The following is a 14456-nucleotide window of genomic DNA, read 5'->3' on the forward strand; positions in this document are numbered from 1 at the left end:
CCGCTTCCGGGCTCAGAGCTTCTCGCAGAACATCCGGATCTCGGAGAGCCGCTGCGCCGCAGCGGCCTTGGCTTCTGCGAGCCCGTCCCGATCGGCCACGGGCACGAACGTCTCCAGATAGCACTTGAGCTTCGGCTCGGTACCCGACGGCCGGACCACCACGCGTAGCGTCTGGCCCTCGAAAACCAGTGCGTCGGTACGCATCTGCCCGCGCAGCCGCGCCATATCGGTGCAGCTCACCGCTTCCCCGGCGATCTCGGCCGGTGGGATCTCACGTAGCCGGGCCACCACGGCCGCCGCCTCGCTCACATCCGGCAGTCGCAACGACACCTGATCCCCGGCGTGCACACCGAATTCGACCGCGAAGTCGTCGAGGACGTCGAACAGCGTCCGCCCTTCCGCCTTCACCTGCGCCACCAGATCCGCCGCGACGACCGCTGCGGAGATACCGTCCTTGTCGCGCACCGCGGCCGGGTCCACGCAGTGGCCGATCGCCTCCTCGTACGCGTACACCAGGCCCGCACCAGCGCGGGCCAGCCACTTGAACCCGGTCAGCGTCTCCGCGTACCGCGCCCCGCGCGCCGGAGCCAGCTTGCTCAACAGCCGCGACGACACGATGGTGGTGGCCACCAGGGAGTCCGGCGCGGCCGTCCGCAGCACGAAATCGCCCAGCAGCACCCCGGTTTCGTCGCCCCGCAGCATCCGCCACCCGTGCGGTCCCCGCACCCCGAGCGCGCACCGATCCGCATCCGGATCGAGCGCGATGGCGATATCCGCGTCCAGCCGATCGGCCAGCCCCAGCAGCAGATCCGCCGCGCCCGGCTCCTCGGGATTCGGAAACGCCACCGTCGGAAAATCCGGGTCCGGCGCGAACTGCTCGGTGACCACCAGCACGTCGCCGAACCCCGCACCCCGGAGCGCGGCCACCGCCAACTCCCCGCCGACCCCGTGCATGGCGGTCAGCGCGATTCGAATCTCACTGCGCCGCCGGGTCGCGGCCTCGCCGCCGATCAGGCTGGGCAGCAGGGTGACTCGGGCCAGATAGCGGCGGACGATCTCCTCGCCCAACTCTTCGGCGGGAGTGCCTGCGGGCAGTCCGAGAATGCTCGGGTCCGGGGCGGCCGGTCCGGGATCGGTGCGGGGGATGTGCCCGGTGACGGCGTCGATGCAGCGCTCGATCTCGGCGTCGGCGGGTGGGATGAGCTGGGAGCCGCCGTCGAGGTAGACCTTGTAGCCATTGTCGGTGGCGGGGTTGTGGGAGGCGGTTATCTGTACTCCGGCAACGGCTTTCAGTTCGCGGACCGCGAAGGCCACCACCGGTGTCGGCAGCGGGCGGGGGAGTGTCAGCACCGAGAAACCGGCCGCCGCAAAGACTTCCGCTGTCGCGGCGGCGAATTCGGCGGAGCCGTGGCGGGCGTCGCGGCCCACGAGCACCAGTCCGCCGCCCAGGCAGCGGTCGCGCAGCCAGGCGGCGATCCCGGCGGAGGCCCGCGAGACGGTGTCCACGTTCATGCCGTCCGGGCCGTCCTGGAGCGGACCGCGCAGCCCGGCGGTTCCGAAGCGCAGCATCCCCGCGCGCCTAGAGGCGTTCCAGCACGCCGCGCAGCAGCTTGCCCAATCGCGGTGCGGCGGCGTGGCCTTCGGCCAGCACCTCGGCGTGCGAGAGGTGCGCGCCGGTGACCCCGGCGGCCAGGTTGGTGACCAGCGAGATGCCGAGCACCTTGGCCCCGCCCTCGCGGCAGGCGATGGCCTCCAGCACGGTGGACATGCCGACCAGGTCCGCGCCCAGGGTGCGCAGCATGCGGATCTCGGCGGGGGTCTCGTACTGCGGCCCGGTCAGGCCCGCGTATACGCCCTCGGTCAGGCCGGGCTCGATTTCCTTTGCCAGCGCCCGCAATTCGGGATCCCAGGCGTCGACCAGGTCGACGAAGTTCGCGCCCTCGATGGGGGTGCGCCCGGTCAGATTGATGTGGTCGGAGATGAGCACCGCCTCGCCGACCGACAGCCCGTCCCGAATCCCGCCCGCGGCATTGGTGAGCAGCACGGTCTGCGCGCCGGCGGCCAGTGCGGTGCGCACATTGTGCACGACCTGGCCGGGCGCGTGGCCCTCGTAGAGATGCTGGCGGCCCATGAGCAGCAGCACCGGCGCGTCACCGACCGTGACGGAATGAATGGTGCCCTGATGCCCCTGGGCGGTGGGCGATCCGAATCCCGGCACCTCGGCCATCGGAATGGAGGCGGCCGGTTCGCCGATCTCGGCGGCAGCTTCCTGCCAGCCGGACCCCAGCACCACGGCAATCCGGTGCTGCTGCACTCCCGTTCGTTGCGCAATGGCTTCGGCGGCTAGTTCGGAAACCCCGCCCATGGCCTTCTCGGCTAGCATGTCGCCCACCCTAGTACCAGGTGATCTCGTATGCCCCGGGTGTGCCCGCGACCTGCCGTTTTCATTCCCTTTGTCGGAACCGCCTCCCCGCAACTTCTGCGCCCGGCTCGGGTGCCGCCGGCAGTCGTGCATGCGTGCCGGCGGTCGGGTGCCGACCCGATTTCGGGCGTACCCGATGAGTTACCCCGATCCTCGCGAAATCAGTCGTCGCGTCGGCATAAATACCCGTCGGTAGGTATCTGCCCCGCCCCCGCTACGCTGCACGCATGCCGTATTTGAAGCGTGATGGGGATGTGTTCGTGCTGTACCTCGGGACCGAGGGACAGGCCATCGACAACGAGAACCGCTTCCACCCCGACTGGATCACCGAGGTCCACGCGCTGCTCGACGAGGTCGAGGTGTCCGAGGGCCCGGCCGCCCTGGTGGTCACCGCCGACGGCAAGTTCTTCTCCAACGGCCTCGACACCGACTGGCTGTTCGGCAACTTCGACAAGAACTGCTGGTACCTCGACCGCGTGCACTCGCTCTACAGCCGTCTGCTGGCCTTCGGCCTGCCCACGGTCGCCGCGGTGAACGGCCACGCCTTCGGCGCCGGCGCCATGCTCGCCACCTCTTGCGACTTCCGGGTCATGCGCGCCGACCGCGGCTTCTGGTGCCTGCCCGAGGTGCACCTGGGCATGCCGTTCACCGTCGCCATGAACGCGCTGCTGACCAACCGCCTGGTCAACCAGGTCGCGGTGGAGGCCATGACCACCGGCCGCCGCTACGGCGCCGATGACGCCCTCGCCGCGGGCATCGTGGACGCCAAGGCGGATGCGGATGTGTTGCTCGCCACCGCGGTCGCGCGGGCCGACATGCTCAAGGGCAACCGCAAGCCGAACCTGCCGGTCATCAAGCGCGCGCTGCACCAGCAGGCGCTGGCCGGGCTGGCCGTGGAGACGACCCCGGAGAACCTGGCCTTCAATCCGTAAGGGTCCGTTCCTTCGGCTTTGCAGGGGTTCGAGGGCTTGCCCTCGAACCCCTGATCTCTGAGCATGTCGCGATGATTTCTGCGTGTCCCGCACTCTGCCGGAGATTTTCCGGCTTACCTGCTGCGACAGAGTTGCGCGGCAGTGCGAGACTGTTGGGATGTCACCATCGCGCAACGGCGATGACCGGAGATCCTGCGTACCGATCGGTCGGCACGACTCGTCCGTGCCGTTCTCGAATGCTGCCGTGGCATCGGCGGATCCGGCCCTGCTCGCCGCGGCCGACGCGGCCGTCGCCGGGTACCGCGAGCAGCTGATCGCACTCTCCCACGACATTCATGCGGAACCCGAGCTGGCCTTCGAGGAATTCCGCAGCGTCGCAAAGACAATCGAGCCATTGCGGGAACGCGGATTTCGCATCGAATCCGGCGTGGCGGAACTGCCGACCGCATTCACGGCCGAATACGGCAGCGGAGACCTGGTAGTCGGCATTTGTGCCGAATATGACGCCCTCCCCGAAATCGGCCACGCCTGCGGCCACAACATCATCGCCGCCGCCGGGGTCGGCGCGGCGCTGGGCCTGGCCGCGGTCGCCGACGCCTGCGGCATCACGGTGAAGGTGCTGGGCACGCCCGCCGAGGAATCGGGCGGCGGCAAGGTGCTCATGCTCGAGCGCGGCGTCTTCGACGACGTCGCCATGGCCATGATGGTGCACCCGGGCCCGGAGGATATCGCCGGTGCGCATTCGCTGGCCCTCGCCGATTTGTCGGTGGTTTTCCACGGCCGGGAATCGCATGCCAGCGCCGCGCCGCAGTACGGGCGAAATGCCCTCGATGCCGTTACCGTCGCGCAAGTTGCTCTAGGTTTGCTACGGCAACATCTCCTGCCCGGCCAACAACTGCACGGTATAGTCGGATCGGGCGGCGTCGCCCCGAATATCGTGCCCGGACACGCGGAACTGCTGTATTACCTACGTGCGGTCGACTCTGCGACCCTCGATGATCTGATGCAACGAGCATCGGCATGTTTCGAGGCAGGTGCCCTGGCGACCGGGTGCACACACGAAATCCGGAAGCTTGCGCCGACATACACCGAGCTCACTCCCGATAGCGCACTACTGTGCGCCTATCGCGAGCAGATCAGCGCACTCGGCCGCGAGCCGATCGCCCCGGAATTCGAGGCGGCACGGCCGCTGGGCAGCACCGATATGGGCAATGTCACCAATGTCATCGCCGGTATCCACCCGGTCATCGGTATCGATGCAGGCGGTGCGGTGACCCACCAACCCGCGTTCGCGGCTGCCGCCGTGAACGCGTCGGCCGATCGCGCCGTCCTGGACGGGGCAACGGCACTGGCTCGCACCGCGATACACATCGCAGGCGACAAATTGCACAGGGACAGGTTGTCGGAACGAGTCATACAACGGCAGTTTCAGCGACAGGAGGACATTCGGTGAGCACAACCGGCCGGTCCGCGGCGCGCGTCAACGGACCACTGGCGGCGTCGTGCGTGAACAACACGCAGACGCCGGCCGGCGCCGCGATGGAATCGGCGACCGGGCACGAGGTAGTGGAGTCGTGGCTCGCGGAGCACATGGACGACCTCACGACGTGGCGTCGCCATATCCACGCCAACCCGGAGCTGTCCCGGACCGAGTTCGGTACCACCGAATTCGTGGAGTCATGGCTGGTCAAGGCCGGGCTCGAGCCGCGCAAGCTACCGAGCGGCACCGGCCTGATCTGTGACATCGGCCCCGACGGCGGTCCGCGTATCGGCCTGCGCGCCGACATGGACGCGCTGCCGCTGCAGGAGTACACCGGGCTGCCGTTCGCCTCCACCGTGCCGGGCGTCTCGCACGCCTGCGGGCACGACGCGCACACCGCGATCCTGCTCGGCACCGCGCTGGCGCTGGCCGAGATCGAGGACCTGCCGGTCGGCGTGCGGCTGGTGTTCCAGCACGCCGAGGAGGTCATGCCCGGCGGCGCCGTCGACATGGTCGCCGCGGGCGCCATGGAGGACGTCTCGCGCATGTTCGCGCTGCACTGCGACCCGCGGCTGGAGGTGGGCCGGGTCGGCATCCGGGTCGGTCCGATCACCTCGGCCGCCGACACCGTGGAGCTGGTGCTGGACTCGCCCGGCGGCCACACCTCCCGCCCGCACCTGACCAGCGACCTGGTCTATGCCATCGGCACGGTCATCACCGGCCTGCCCGGCCTGCTCTCCCGCCGCATCGACCCGCGGACCAGCACGGTCATGGTGTGGGGTGCGGTGTCGGCGGGCAAGGCGCCCAACGCGATTCCGCAGACCGGCATGCTCACCGGCACCGTCCGCACCGGCGATCACGCCACCTGGTCGCTGCTCGAGCCCATGGTCCGCGAGATCGTCGAGGGCCTGCTGGCCCCCACCGGCGTCCGCTACCAGCTCAACTACAAGCGCGGCGTGCCGCCGGTGGTCAATGACGAGCAGGCCGTGCGCATGTTCGAGGACGCCATTCGCGGTCTCGACCCCGACGCCCTCGCCGACACCCCGCAGTCCGGGGGCGGCGAGGACTTCTCCTGGTATCTGGAGGAGGTCCCCGGCGCCATGGCCCGCCTCGGCGTCTGGTCCGGTCAGGGCGAGCAACTCGACCTGCACCAGCCCACCTTCGACCTCGACGAGCGCGCCCTCGCCGCCGGAGTCCGGGTCTTCACCAACATCGTGCTGAACGCCCGCTGACCAACGACAACGAAGCCGGGCCGCACTGAAAAGTGCGGCCCGGCTTCATGTTTCGGGGAATTACTTCGCCTTGCCGACGGGAATTACTTCACCTTGCCGGCGATGTCGCCCCAGGCGTGCCAGCGGTCGATCTCGATCCAGGCGGAGACGCGCTTCTGGTCGCGGACGGCGTAGTCGCTGCCGATGTAGTGCTGGGCGATGCGGTCGATGACCGAGGAGTCGGGGTCGTTCTCCAGGGAGACGATGCGACCCTGGATGCTGACGTGGCTATACCAGTTGTCGCCGTCGAGAACGGTGAGGCTGATGCGGGGATCCTCGCGCAGGTAGTCCAGGCGCTTGCGGAAGTCGGCCAGGTTCACCAGGATTCGGCCGTTCTCGTACAGATACCAGGTGGCGACCGAAACCGGCTGGCCGTCCGGGCGATTCGAGGCGAAGATCGCCGGGTTGGGGCGGGACAGGAATTCGGCGATCGGGGCGGGCACCGGGGTGGCGGGCATCGGCTTCACTCTTTCGACGGTTCGGAGATCGTTTCCGGTTCCCGTAACAGCGGCGCCGCGCCGAATCTTCCGGCCCCGGCCCCGCTGATCCGTCGCACCGCGTCCGATGCGCCGCGCGTGCTACGGCCCGAAGGTGCCGGGGCCGACGTTCTTGCTGTTGCGGGTGCGCAGCGCGTGTGTGTAATCGTTTGGCGCACCGGCCTTCTCGGCGGCATCGGCGATGACGCCGAGGTAGCGCGCCGAGGGTAGCCCGCCCTCGTAGGCATCCAGGACGTAGAGCCAGGCCAGCACCGGCTCGTTGCCGGTCCCCGCGTTCGTGGTGACGCGCAGGCGGATCTTCTTGTGGATGCCGAAGTCCGAGCCCTCCCAGCGGTCGAGGCTCAGCTCGTCCTCACTGGGAACGTCGTAGAGCACCACGAAGACCCGTTGCCCGGCCTCTTCGACCACCGTCGCCAGCGGTCCCTCCCAGCCGATGTCGTCCCCGGCGAAGGTGAGGCGCCACCCTTCCAGCCAGCCGGTTCCGTACACAGGGGAGTGCGGACAGCGCTTGAGCATCTGCTCGGGATCCATGTTGGACCCGTAGGCGGCGTAAATCGGCACGGTAGAAGCCTATCGAACAAACCCGCAAGACCATCCCCGATCCCGATCACAAGGCGGTTCGCGCGGGCCCGATCGATTGCCAAGGAGTCGCCAAAAGGACTCGTCCGCCCCGCTCGGAGCCGGTTCTGCCTGGGGTGACAGCGAGTTCGCGCGCCCCCGTCATGACACGCCGCCTCCCCGAATGGGATGCGCCACAGTGCGAAAATTGTCCGGAGACGCGGTTAAAGCTGTAGGTAGCTGCGGGGATAACGTTAGAGACCGGCACCGGAGATCCCGGGGGCCGACCTGAAAGCGGAGGAACAATGACCCGCATTGCGATCATCGGTGGCGGCCCCGCCGGATATGAAGCGGCGCTGGTGGCGGCACAGCACGGGGCGCCGGTCACGCTGATCGACAGTGACGGCATCGGCGGCGCGTGCGTGCTGTGGGATTGCGTGCCGTCCAAGACCTTCATCGCCTCCACCGGCGTGCGCACCGATCTGCGCCGCGCCCGTGACCTGGGCATCACCGTGCATCCCTCGCAGGCGCAGGTGAGCCTGGCCGAGGTGAACTCCCGTGTCAAGGCGCTCGCGCAGGCCCAGTCCTCCGATATCCGCGCCAAGCTGCAGACCGCCGGCGTGACCGTGCTGTCCGGCTACGGCGAACTCATCGACCAGGCCCCGGGTCTGGCCACCCACCTGGTCAAGGCCACCCTTGCCGACGGTCAGGAGCGGGTCATCGAGGCCGAGGTGGTGCTCATCGCCACCGGCGCCAGCCCGCGCGTGCTGCCCGGCGCGGAACCGGACGGTGAGCGAATCCTGAACTGGCGTCAGCTCTACGACCTCAAGGAGCTGCCCGAGACCCTGGTGGTCGTCGGTTCCGGTGTGACCGGCGCCGAATTCGTCTCCGCCTATACCGAGATGGGCGTGCAGGTGAAACTCGTCTCGAGCCGCGACCGTGTGCTGCCCGGCGAGGACGCCGACGCCGCCCTGGTGCTGGAGGATGCGCTGGCCGAGCGCGGTGTGGAGCTGGTCAAGCACGCCCGCGCCGACGCGGTGGAGCGCACCGCCGAGGGCATCGTGGTGAAGCTGTCCGACGGCCGCAATATCAGCGGCACCCACGCGCTGATGACCGTCGGTTCCATTCCGAACACCAACGGGCTGGGCCTGGAACGGCTCGGGATCGAGCTGGACAAGGGCGGATACCTGCGGGTGGACCGGGTTTCGCGGACCACCGCGCCCGGTGTCTACGCGGCCGGCGACTGCACCGGCCTGCTGCCGCTGGCCTCGGTGGCCGCCATGCAGGGCCGCATCGCCATGTACCACGCGCTGGGTGAGGGCGTGCAGCCGATTCGCCTGAAGACCGTTGCCTCCGCCGTGTTCACGCGCCCGGAGATCGCGACCGTCGGCGTCTCGCAGACCGCCATCGACAATGGCGAGGTCCCGGCCCGCACGGTCATGCTGCCCCTGAACACCAACCCGCGCGCCAAGATGTCGGGCCTGCGACGGGGTTTCGTGAAGATCTTCTGCCGCCCCGCCACCGGCGTGGTGATCGGTGGTGTCGTCGTGGCCCCTATCGCCTCCGAATTGATCTTGCCGATCGCGCTGGCGGTGCAGAACAACCTCACGGTGAACGATCTGGCGCAGACGTTTTCGGTGTATCCGTCGCTCACCGGATCGGTCACCGAGGCCGCGCGTCAGCTCATGCGGCACGACGATCTGGACTAGCCGCAACACGTTTCGGACCCCTTTGTTACCGGCCCGTCTTGCTGCCTTGTCTCCCTTGTGATTAAGTTCGCGGCGGAAGCGATCGGCAGGGCGGTCGCGAGCGTTACGTAACGGGGGGTTCTCAATTCCCCTCCGATGCGAGGCTCATCGATGCCCGGAGCGATCGTGCCGCCGAGGGACGAAGGAATTGAGCGAAACGTGAAGCACCGCAAGCCGAGTCGGATCAAGGCGAGCACCTCCCTGACGCTGGCCGGTGCGGCCGCGGTGGTGTCGCTGCTGTCCGCGCCCGCCAATGCCGCCCCCGCCGATCCGGGCGCGGTCCCGGCGGATCAGCAGCAGCCCGACGGCACCCAGCCGCCCACCGAATCGCCGGCCCCGGACGCGAAGGCGCAGGTCGTGCCCGCGCCCAAGCCGGAGAACGTGCAGCCGGGCACCACCAAGCCGCAGCAGAGCCAGCCGGGCGTCACCACCCCGACCACGCCCAACACCCCGGCACCGGACAACGGTGCGGCCAAGCCGGATTCGGGTCAGCCGCAGGGCGCCACCCAGCCGGACGGCACCACTCCGAAGCCGGACGCCAACGCGCCCAAGAGCGATCCGAACGTGCAGCCGGCCGGCACCGACCCGCAGCCCGCGCAGCCCAAGTCGTTGCGGCCCTCGCAGCCGGGTGTGACCGTGCCGCGCGTGGCGCCGCTGCCGGTGCCGGGTCAGTCGACCCAGGCCCAGCCCGCGGTCACCACCCCGCAGCAGAACCAGCCGGGCCAGCAGACCCAGCCGGGCCAGCAGCCGGGTCAGCAGGGCGCCCAGCCGGTGAAGCCGAACGACCAGAACGCGCAGCCGGCCGTCACCACCCCGAACCAGGACCCGGCCGTGGACACCATGACCGGAGATCCGACCGTCACCCCGCAGCAGCAGCCGCACTGGCAGTCGCCCGCGGTGGACACCGCCCCGGCCGCGCCGGTGGTCGAGATGACCGGTCCGCACACCGAGCTCGGCGTCAACCTCGACGGCGGCGCGGTGCTGCCGGGCTGGGCCGCCAACACCCACCACTTCAGCAACCTGGACGGTTACGTCGGCACCATCGGCTACACCACGCCGGGCGGCATCGGTGAGGCCGGCATGTCGCTGGACTTCACCAAGGTCAACCAGATCAAGGTGACCGCGTTCGCGGGCAATGGTCCCGACAACGACCAGAAGATGGAGTTCGTGCTCGACACGGCCGCGGCCAATGCGGCCAAGGCCGATGCCGAGAACTTCATCCGCCTGCTGCCGGGCGGCGCTACCGTCCTGGAGGCCGCGGCCCAGATTGGTAAGCTCCCCGAGGGTGATCGGCCGTCGCAATCGGTCGACGTCGCCGGGGTGACCGCGCAGGTGGGCGGTTCGGTTCAGTACTGACAGGTCCGTCAGGGACCGGATACGGTGCCGGCGGGAGCAGCGTTGTCGCGTGGGGCGGTCGGGAGCGACCGCCCCACGCGTCTGTGGCGAAAGGACGGGTGATGGCTTCGGGCAAGGACGAATCCGCCGACCGTCAGGTATCCGAGGGCGAGCAGCCGGAATCGGCCGGTCCGCCGGATTCCGGGTTCGGGCCCTCGCTCAATGACTTTGGGCCCTCGCTCAATGATTTCGGGCCGTCGCTCAATGATTTCGGCCCCTCGCTGAACGACTTCGGTCCCGCGCCCACCGCCGCCCCGGGCTGGAGTCCCGCGGCCGCTCCGCAGGGTCCCGATCTGTCCTGGCGGCCCGCGGGCGCGCCGCCGCAGTTTCGCGCGCCTGACGCGTGGCAGCCGGTCACCGGTCAGTACCCGCCCGTCACCGGCATGTCCACGGGCCAGTATCCGGCCGTGGACGGCGCCGGGCAGCCCGCGAGTACCGCCGATGTCGAGCAGACGGTGAGAATCCCGCCTGGCGGGTCGCAATCGGCAGCCGCGGACGCGGCGACGCCCCGCGCCGCTGATCCGTCGGCCGCCGAACGGAATTCGGCGAGCGGCGACGAGACCGCCGAGCCGGACGGGCCCGCGGATTCCTGGTGGCGCTCCGCGCCCAGCGGCTTCCCGCCCGCGCCGCCATCGGAATCGGCTGCGGCCCAAGAGGAATCGCTGTCCTGGGCAGACGATCCGATCGCCAAGGCGCTGGCGCCGAAAACCCCTGTGCCGGAACGCAAGCCGGAGTCCGAGGGCCCGCCGTGGCGCCGGATCGGCCTGATCGCGGGCGCGGCGGTGCTGGTGCTGGCGGTGGCGGGCGCCGCGATCTTCGCGGTCACCCGCGGCAAGGACGACACGGCGGCCGGCGGGGCCACCACTACCGGCGCGGCCGCGCCTACCGCGACCGACGCCGCGCTGAGCTGCCCGGCCAAGCAGGACGGCAAGCTCACCATCGGCAACGGCGCGGGCGGCACCGGCAGCGGTGTCGACGCGATTCTCGGCTTCGAGCACGCCTTCTACGTGGACCGCAACGGCGCGAAGGCGCGTACGTTCGTGGTGCCGGAGGCCACGACGGTCCAGCCGGCCGACGTCATCCAGCACAAGGGCATCGATCTGCTCAAGCCGGGCACCACCTACTGCCTGAAGATCGTCGAGGTCGCCCCGGAGTCCTACGACGTGGACATCACCGAGCATCACGCGGACGGCACCACCGATGTCTACACCGAGCACATCATGACCACGGTGCGTGACGGTAAACACCTGATCATGTCGATCGAGTAGCCGGACCTGGGCGTCTTGTGGAAGCCGGGGCCGGTCCACCGGCGCCGAAGTGGACCTATCGTCCCATGATTCGGGAATGGGATTTCATATCCTGGTAGGCGTGTGACATGGTGGAATTTCGCATACCCCGGCATCGCCTTCGGAGGTGTTTCCATGTCCGCGACCTTCCCGCCCCTCGCGCGGCGTCTCGACGGCCTGCAGAGCTCGGCGATTCGTGACCTGCTCAAGCTCACCTCGCGCGCGGACATCATCAGCTTGGCCGGAGGTTTGCCGGACGCCGAACTCATGCCCCGCGACCGCATCGCGGTAGCCGCCGACGCGGCGCTGTCCGACCGCTCCCGGCTCCAGTACACCGAGTCCCCGGGCTGGGGCCCGCTGCGCGAGGTGCTGGCCGCCCGCGAGTCCGGCCGGCTGGGCCGCGCGGTCCCGGTCGAGGAGATCTTCGTGACCCACGGCTCGCAGCAGGCGCTGTCGCTGCTGTCGGAGGTGTTGCTGGACCCGGGCGCGCTGGTCGTGGTGGAGGATCCCGCGTATGTCGGTGCGCTGCAGGTCTTCCGGGCCGCCGGGGCGCGCATCGTGGCCGTGCCCCTGGACTCCGAGGGCATGCGCCTGGACGCCCTGCGCGAGCTGCTGGCGGCGGGGGAGCGCCCGGCCGTGGTCCACACGGTCAGCAACTTCCACAATCCGGGCGGGGTCACCCTGAGCTCCGAGCGCCGCCGCGAGCTGGCGAATCTGGCCGAGCAGTACGGCTTCTGGATCATCGAGGACGACCCGTACGGTGAGCTCTGGTTCGACCGGCCCTCGCCCGCGCCGGTGGCGACCTACTCGCCCAACGTGATCCGCCTCTCCAGCGCCTCGAAGATCCTCGCCCCCACGCTGCGCGCGGGCTGGATGATCGCCCCCACCCCGGTGTGCCGCGCCGTGGAGCTGCTCAAGCAGGGCGCGGACCTGTGCGGATCGGCGCTGACCCAGCAGATCACCGCGGACCTGCTCGCCGACACCGAATGGCTTGCCGGCCACGTGGATTCGGTCCGCCAGGTCTACGGCACCCGCGCCAAGGCGCTCGTCGACGCCGTGCGCGGCCGCTTCGGCGACCGCGTCTCCAGCACCGACGCCGCCGGCGGCATGTTCGTGTGGGTCGACTTCACCGACGGCACCGACACCACCGCCCTGCTGTCCCGGGCGCTCGACGCGGGCGTCGCGTACGTCCCCGGCAATGCCTTCGCCGTCTCCACGGACTACACCCACTCGATGCGGCTGTGCTTCACCACCTCCGACGAGGCGACGCTCGCGGAAGCCGTCGACCGGCTGGCCAAGGCGCACGCGTCGGCGTAGTGCTCGCACCCGGTCGGGAGTAATGCTCACACCCAGTCGTAGGTGCGTTCCACCGCCTTGTTCCACTCGCCCATGAGGTGGTCGCGGTCGGCGGCCGGCATGGCCGGGGTCCAGCGTTTGTCCTCGGCCCAGTTGGCGCGGATGTCGTCGGTGGAGGACCAGTAGCCCACCGCGAGACCGGCCGCGTAGGCGGCGCCCAGGGCGGTGGTCTCGGTGACGACCGGCCGGACCACGGTGGCATCGAGGATGTCGGACTGGAACTGCATGAGCAGTTCGTTGACCACCATGCCGCCGTCGACCTTGAGGGTGACCTTCTCGACGTCCAGCCGCTGCGCGTCGGCATCGGCGCGCATGGCGTCGATGACCTCACGGGTCTGGAAAGCGGTGGCCTCCAACACGGCTCGGGCCAGGTGACCCTTGGTGACGAAGCGGGTCAGGCCCGCCACCACGCCGCGTGCGTCGGGCCGCCAGCGCGGGGCGAACAGGCCGGAGAAGGCGGGAACCACGTACGCGCCGCCATTGTCGGCGACCGTGCGGGCCAGCGGTTCGATCTCCTCGGCGGCGGAGATGATGCCCAGATTGTCGCGCAGCCACTGCACCAGCGAGCCGGTGACCGCGATCGAGCCCTCCAGGGCGTAGACCGCGGGCTGATCGCCCAGCCGATAGCAGACGGTGGTGAGCAGCCCGTGCTCGCTGAAGACCGGGGTGGTACCGGTGTTCATGAGCATGAAATTGCCGGTGCCGTAGGTGTTCTTGGTGTCGCCGGGGGACAGGCAGGCCTGGCCGAAGGTGGCAGCCTGCTGGTCGCCGAGAATGCCCGCCACCGGTACGCCGGCCAGGGCACCGGTGGTGATGGGCGCGTAAACCTCGGAGCTGCTGCGGATTTCGGGCAGCATGGCCATGGGCACGCCGAATTCGGCGCAGATCTGCGGATCCCATTGCAGCGTGCGCAGATCCATCAGCATGGTGCGCGAGGCATTGGTGACGTCGGTGATGTGCAGGCCGGTCAGGTTCCACAGGATCCAGCTGTCCATGGTGCCGAAGCACAGTTCCCCGGACTCGGCGCGCTGCCGCGCGCCCGGCACGGCGTCGAGGATCCAGCGCAGCTTCGGCCCGGCGAAATAGGTGGACAGCGGCAGGCCGGTGCGATCGGCGTAGCGGTTGGGGCCCTGGTCGCCGGCGAGTTCCGTGGTGAGGTCGGCGGTGCGGGTGTCCTGCCAGACGATGGCGTTGTGGATGGGCCTGCCGGTGGCGCGTTCCCAGACCACGGTGGTCTCACGCTGATTGGTGACACCGGCGGCCGCCACCTCCGCGGTGCCGATGCCGCAACTCTGCAATGCCTCGGCGATCACCGATTCGGTGTTGCGCCAAATGGATTCGGGATCGTGTTCGACCCATCCGGGTCGCGGGAAGATCTGTTCGTGTTCCCGCTGAGCGACTCCGGCGATTCGGCCCTGATGATCGAAGACGATGCACCGACTCGACGTCGTGCCCTGATCGATGGCGGCCACATAGCGACGCATTGATCGAGGCTAACCGACCGGACCTAT

Annotated in this window: 12 protein-coding genes; 7 read left to right on the forward strand and 5 right to left on the reverse strand. The window is 69.4% G+C overall.

Translation table 11 applies throughout. From position 1 onward, the window contains the following. Positions 1 to 12 precede the first annotated feature (12 nt). Together ACFXHE_RS10790 and ACFXHE_RS10795 are read right to left on the reverse strand one after the other, a co-directional pair. Positions 13 to 1569 carry a phospho-sugar mutase gene (locus ACFXHE_RS10790; RefSeq protein WP_379381933.1) on the reverse strand — a complete coding sequence of 519 codons (1557 nt, stop codon included), beginning with the start codon at positions 1567 to 1569 and terminating at the stop codon, positions 13 to 15. A gap of 10 nt (positions 1570 to 1579) precedes the next feature. Beyond that, positions 1580 to 2383, reverse strand: a complete 804-nt coding sequence (locus tag ACFXHE_RS10795; RefSeq protein ID WP_379381935.1) for a purine-nucleoside phosphorylase — start codon at positions 2381 to 2383, stop codon at positions 1580 to 1582. Positions 2384 to 2649: 266 nt separating this feature from the next. Between ACFXHE_RS10795 and ACFXHE_RS10800 the strand changes: the two genes are divergently transcribed. From ACFXHE_RS10800 to ACFXHE_RS10810, 3 genes are all read left to right on the forward strand, one after another. Next, entirely contained in the window at positions 2650 to 3354 is a 705-nt protein-coding gene (locus tag ACFXHE_RS10800) for an enoyl-CoA hydratase/isomerase family protein (RefSeq protein ID WP_379381937.1), read from the forward strand. Between the two features lie 265 nt (positions 3355 to 3619). Then, a complete protein-coding gene (locus tag ACFXHE_RS10805; RefSeq protein ID WP_379382112.1) occupies positions 3620 to 4807 on the forward strand; it encodes a M20 family metallopeptidase in 1188 nt (395 codons plus the stop codon). A gap of 86 nt (positions 4808 to 4893) precedes the next feature. Next, positions 4894 to 6066, forward strand: coding sequence for a M20 family metallopeptidase (locus ACFXHE_RS10810; RefSeq protein ID WP_379382114.1), 1173 nt, complete (start codon positions 4894 to 4896; stop codon positions 6064 to 6066). Between the two features lie 83 nt (positions 6067 to 6149). On the opposite strand, the gene ACFXHE_RS10815 is transcribed toward ACFXHE_RS10810, so the two are convergent. Beyond that, the gene (locus ACFXHE_RS10815; protein WP_379381939.1) at positions 6150 to 6563 is read right to left on the reverse strand and encodes a PPOX class F420-dependent oxidoreductase; all 414 of its coding nucleotides are present in this window, start codon (positions 6561 to 6563) and stop codon (positions 6150 to 6152) included. 120 nt (positions 6564 to 6683) lie between these two features. Continuing rightward, positions 6684 to 7163 (reverse strand): gamma-glutamylcyclotransferase, encoded by a 480-nt coding sequence (locus ACFXHE_RS10820; RefSeq protein ID WP_354830161.1) that lies wholly within the window; start codon positions 7161 to 7163, stop codon positions 6684 to 6686. A 302-nt stretch (positions 7164 to 7465) separates the two neighbouring features. On the opposite strand from ACFXHE_RS10820, the gene ACFXHE_RS10825 reads away from it, so the two are divergent. The 4 genes from ACFXHE_RS10825 to ACFXHE_RS10840 all read left to right on the forward strand — a co-directional run bounded on the left by ACFXHE_RS10825 (position 7466) and on the right by ACFXHE_RS10840 (position 12906). Further along, on the forward strand, positions 7466 to 8869 hold the full coding sequence (locus ACFXHE_RS10825) for an NAD(P)H-quinone dehydrogenase (RefSeq protein WP_379381941.1): 1404 nt from the start codon (positions 7466 to 7468) through the stop codon (positions 8867 to 8869). A 198-nt stretch (positions 8870 to 9067) separates the two neighbouring features. After that, positions 9068 to 10264, forward strand: a complete 1197-nt coding sequence (locus ACFXHE_RS10830) for a hypothetical protein (RefSeq protein ID WP_379381943.1) — start codon at positions 9068 to 9070, stop codon at positions 10262 to 10264. A gap of 101 nt (positions 10265 to 10365) precedes the next feature. Then, the gene (locus tag ACFXHE_RS10835; RefSeq protein WP_379381945.1) at positions 10366 to 11571 is read left to right on the forward strand and encodes a hypothetical protein; all 1206 of its coding nucleotides are present in this window, start codon (positions 10366 to 10368) and stop codon (positions 11569 to 11571) included. A 153-nt stretch (positions 11572 to 11724) separates the two neighbouring features. Further along, a complete protein-coding gene (locus tag ACFXHE_RS10840) occupies positions 11725 to 12906 on the forward strand; it encodes a PLP-dependent aminotransferase family protein (RefSeq protein ID WP_379381947.1) in 1182 nt (393 codons plus the stop codon). A 26-nt stretch (positions 12907 to 12932) separates the two neighbouring features. On the opposite strand, the gene glpK is transcribed toward ACFXHE_RS10840, so the two are convergent. Continuing rightward, positions 12933 to 14429, reverse strand: a complete 1497-nt coding sequence (glpK, locus tag ACFXHE_RS10845; protein WP_379381949.1) for a glycerol kinase GlpK — start codon at positions 14427 to 14429, stop codon at positions 12933 to 12935. Between the last annotated feature and the right edge of the window lie 27 nt (positions 14430 to 14456).

The organism is Nocardia sp. NPDC059229 (assembly GCF_042754165.1).
Taxonomy (GTDB): domain Bacteria; phylum Actinomycetota; class Actinomycetes; order Mycobacteriales; family Mycobacteriaceae; genus Nocardia.

Coding starts and splice junctions, on each gene's coding strand:
- ACFXHE_RS10835 (WP_379381945.1), top strand. CDS start 10,366: ATGGCTTCGGGCAAGGACGAATCCGCCGACCGTCAGGTATCCGAGGGC.
- ACFXHE_RS10790 (WP_379381933.1), bottom strand. CDS start 1,569: ATGCTGCGCTTCGGAACCGCCGGGCTGCGCGGTCCGCTCCAGGACGGC.
- ACFXHE_RS10840 (WP_379381947.1), top strand. CDS start 11,725: ATGTCCGCGACCTTCCCGCCCCTCGCGCGGCGTCTCGACGGCCTGCAG.
- ACFXHE_RS10795 (WP_379381935.1), bottom strand. CDS start 2,383: ATGCTAGCCGAGAAGGCCATGGGCGGGGTTTCCGAACTAGCCGCCGAA.
- ACFXHE_RS10800 (WP_379381937.1), top strand. CDS start 2,650: ATGCCGTATTTGAAGCGTGATGGGGATGTGTTCGTGCTGTACCTCGGG.
- ACFXHE_RS10810 (WP_379382114.1), top strand. CDS start 4,894: ATGGAATCGGCGACCGGGCACGAGGTAGTGGAGTCGTGGCTCGCGGAG.
- ACFXHE_RS10825 (WP_379381941.1), top strand. CDS start 7,466: ATGACCCGCATTGCGATCATCGGTGGCGGCCCCGCCGGATATGAAGCG.
- ACFXHE_RS10815 (WP_379381939.1), bottom strand. CDS start 6,563: ATGCCCGCCACCCCGGTGCCCGCCCCGATCGCCGAATTCCTGTCCCGC.
- glpK (WP_379381949.1), bottom strand. CDS start 14,429: ATGCGTCGCTATGTGGCCGCCATCGATCAGGGCACGACGTCGAGTCGG.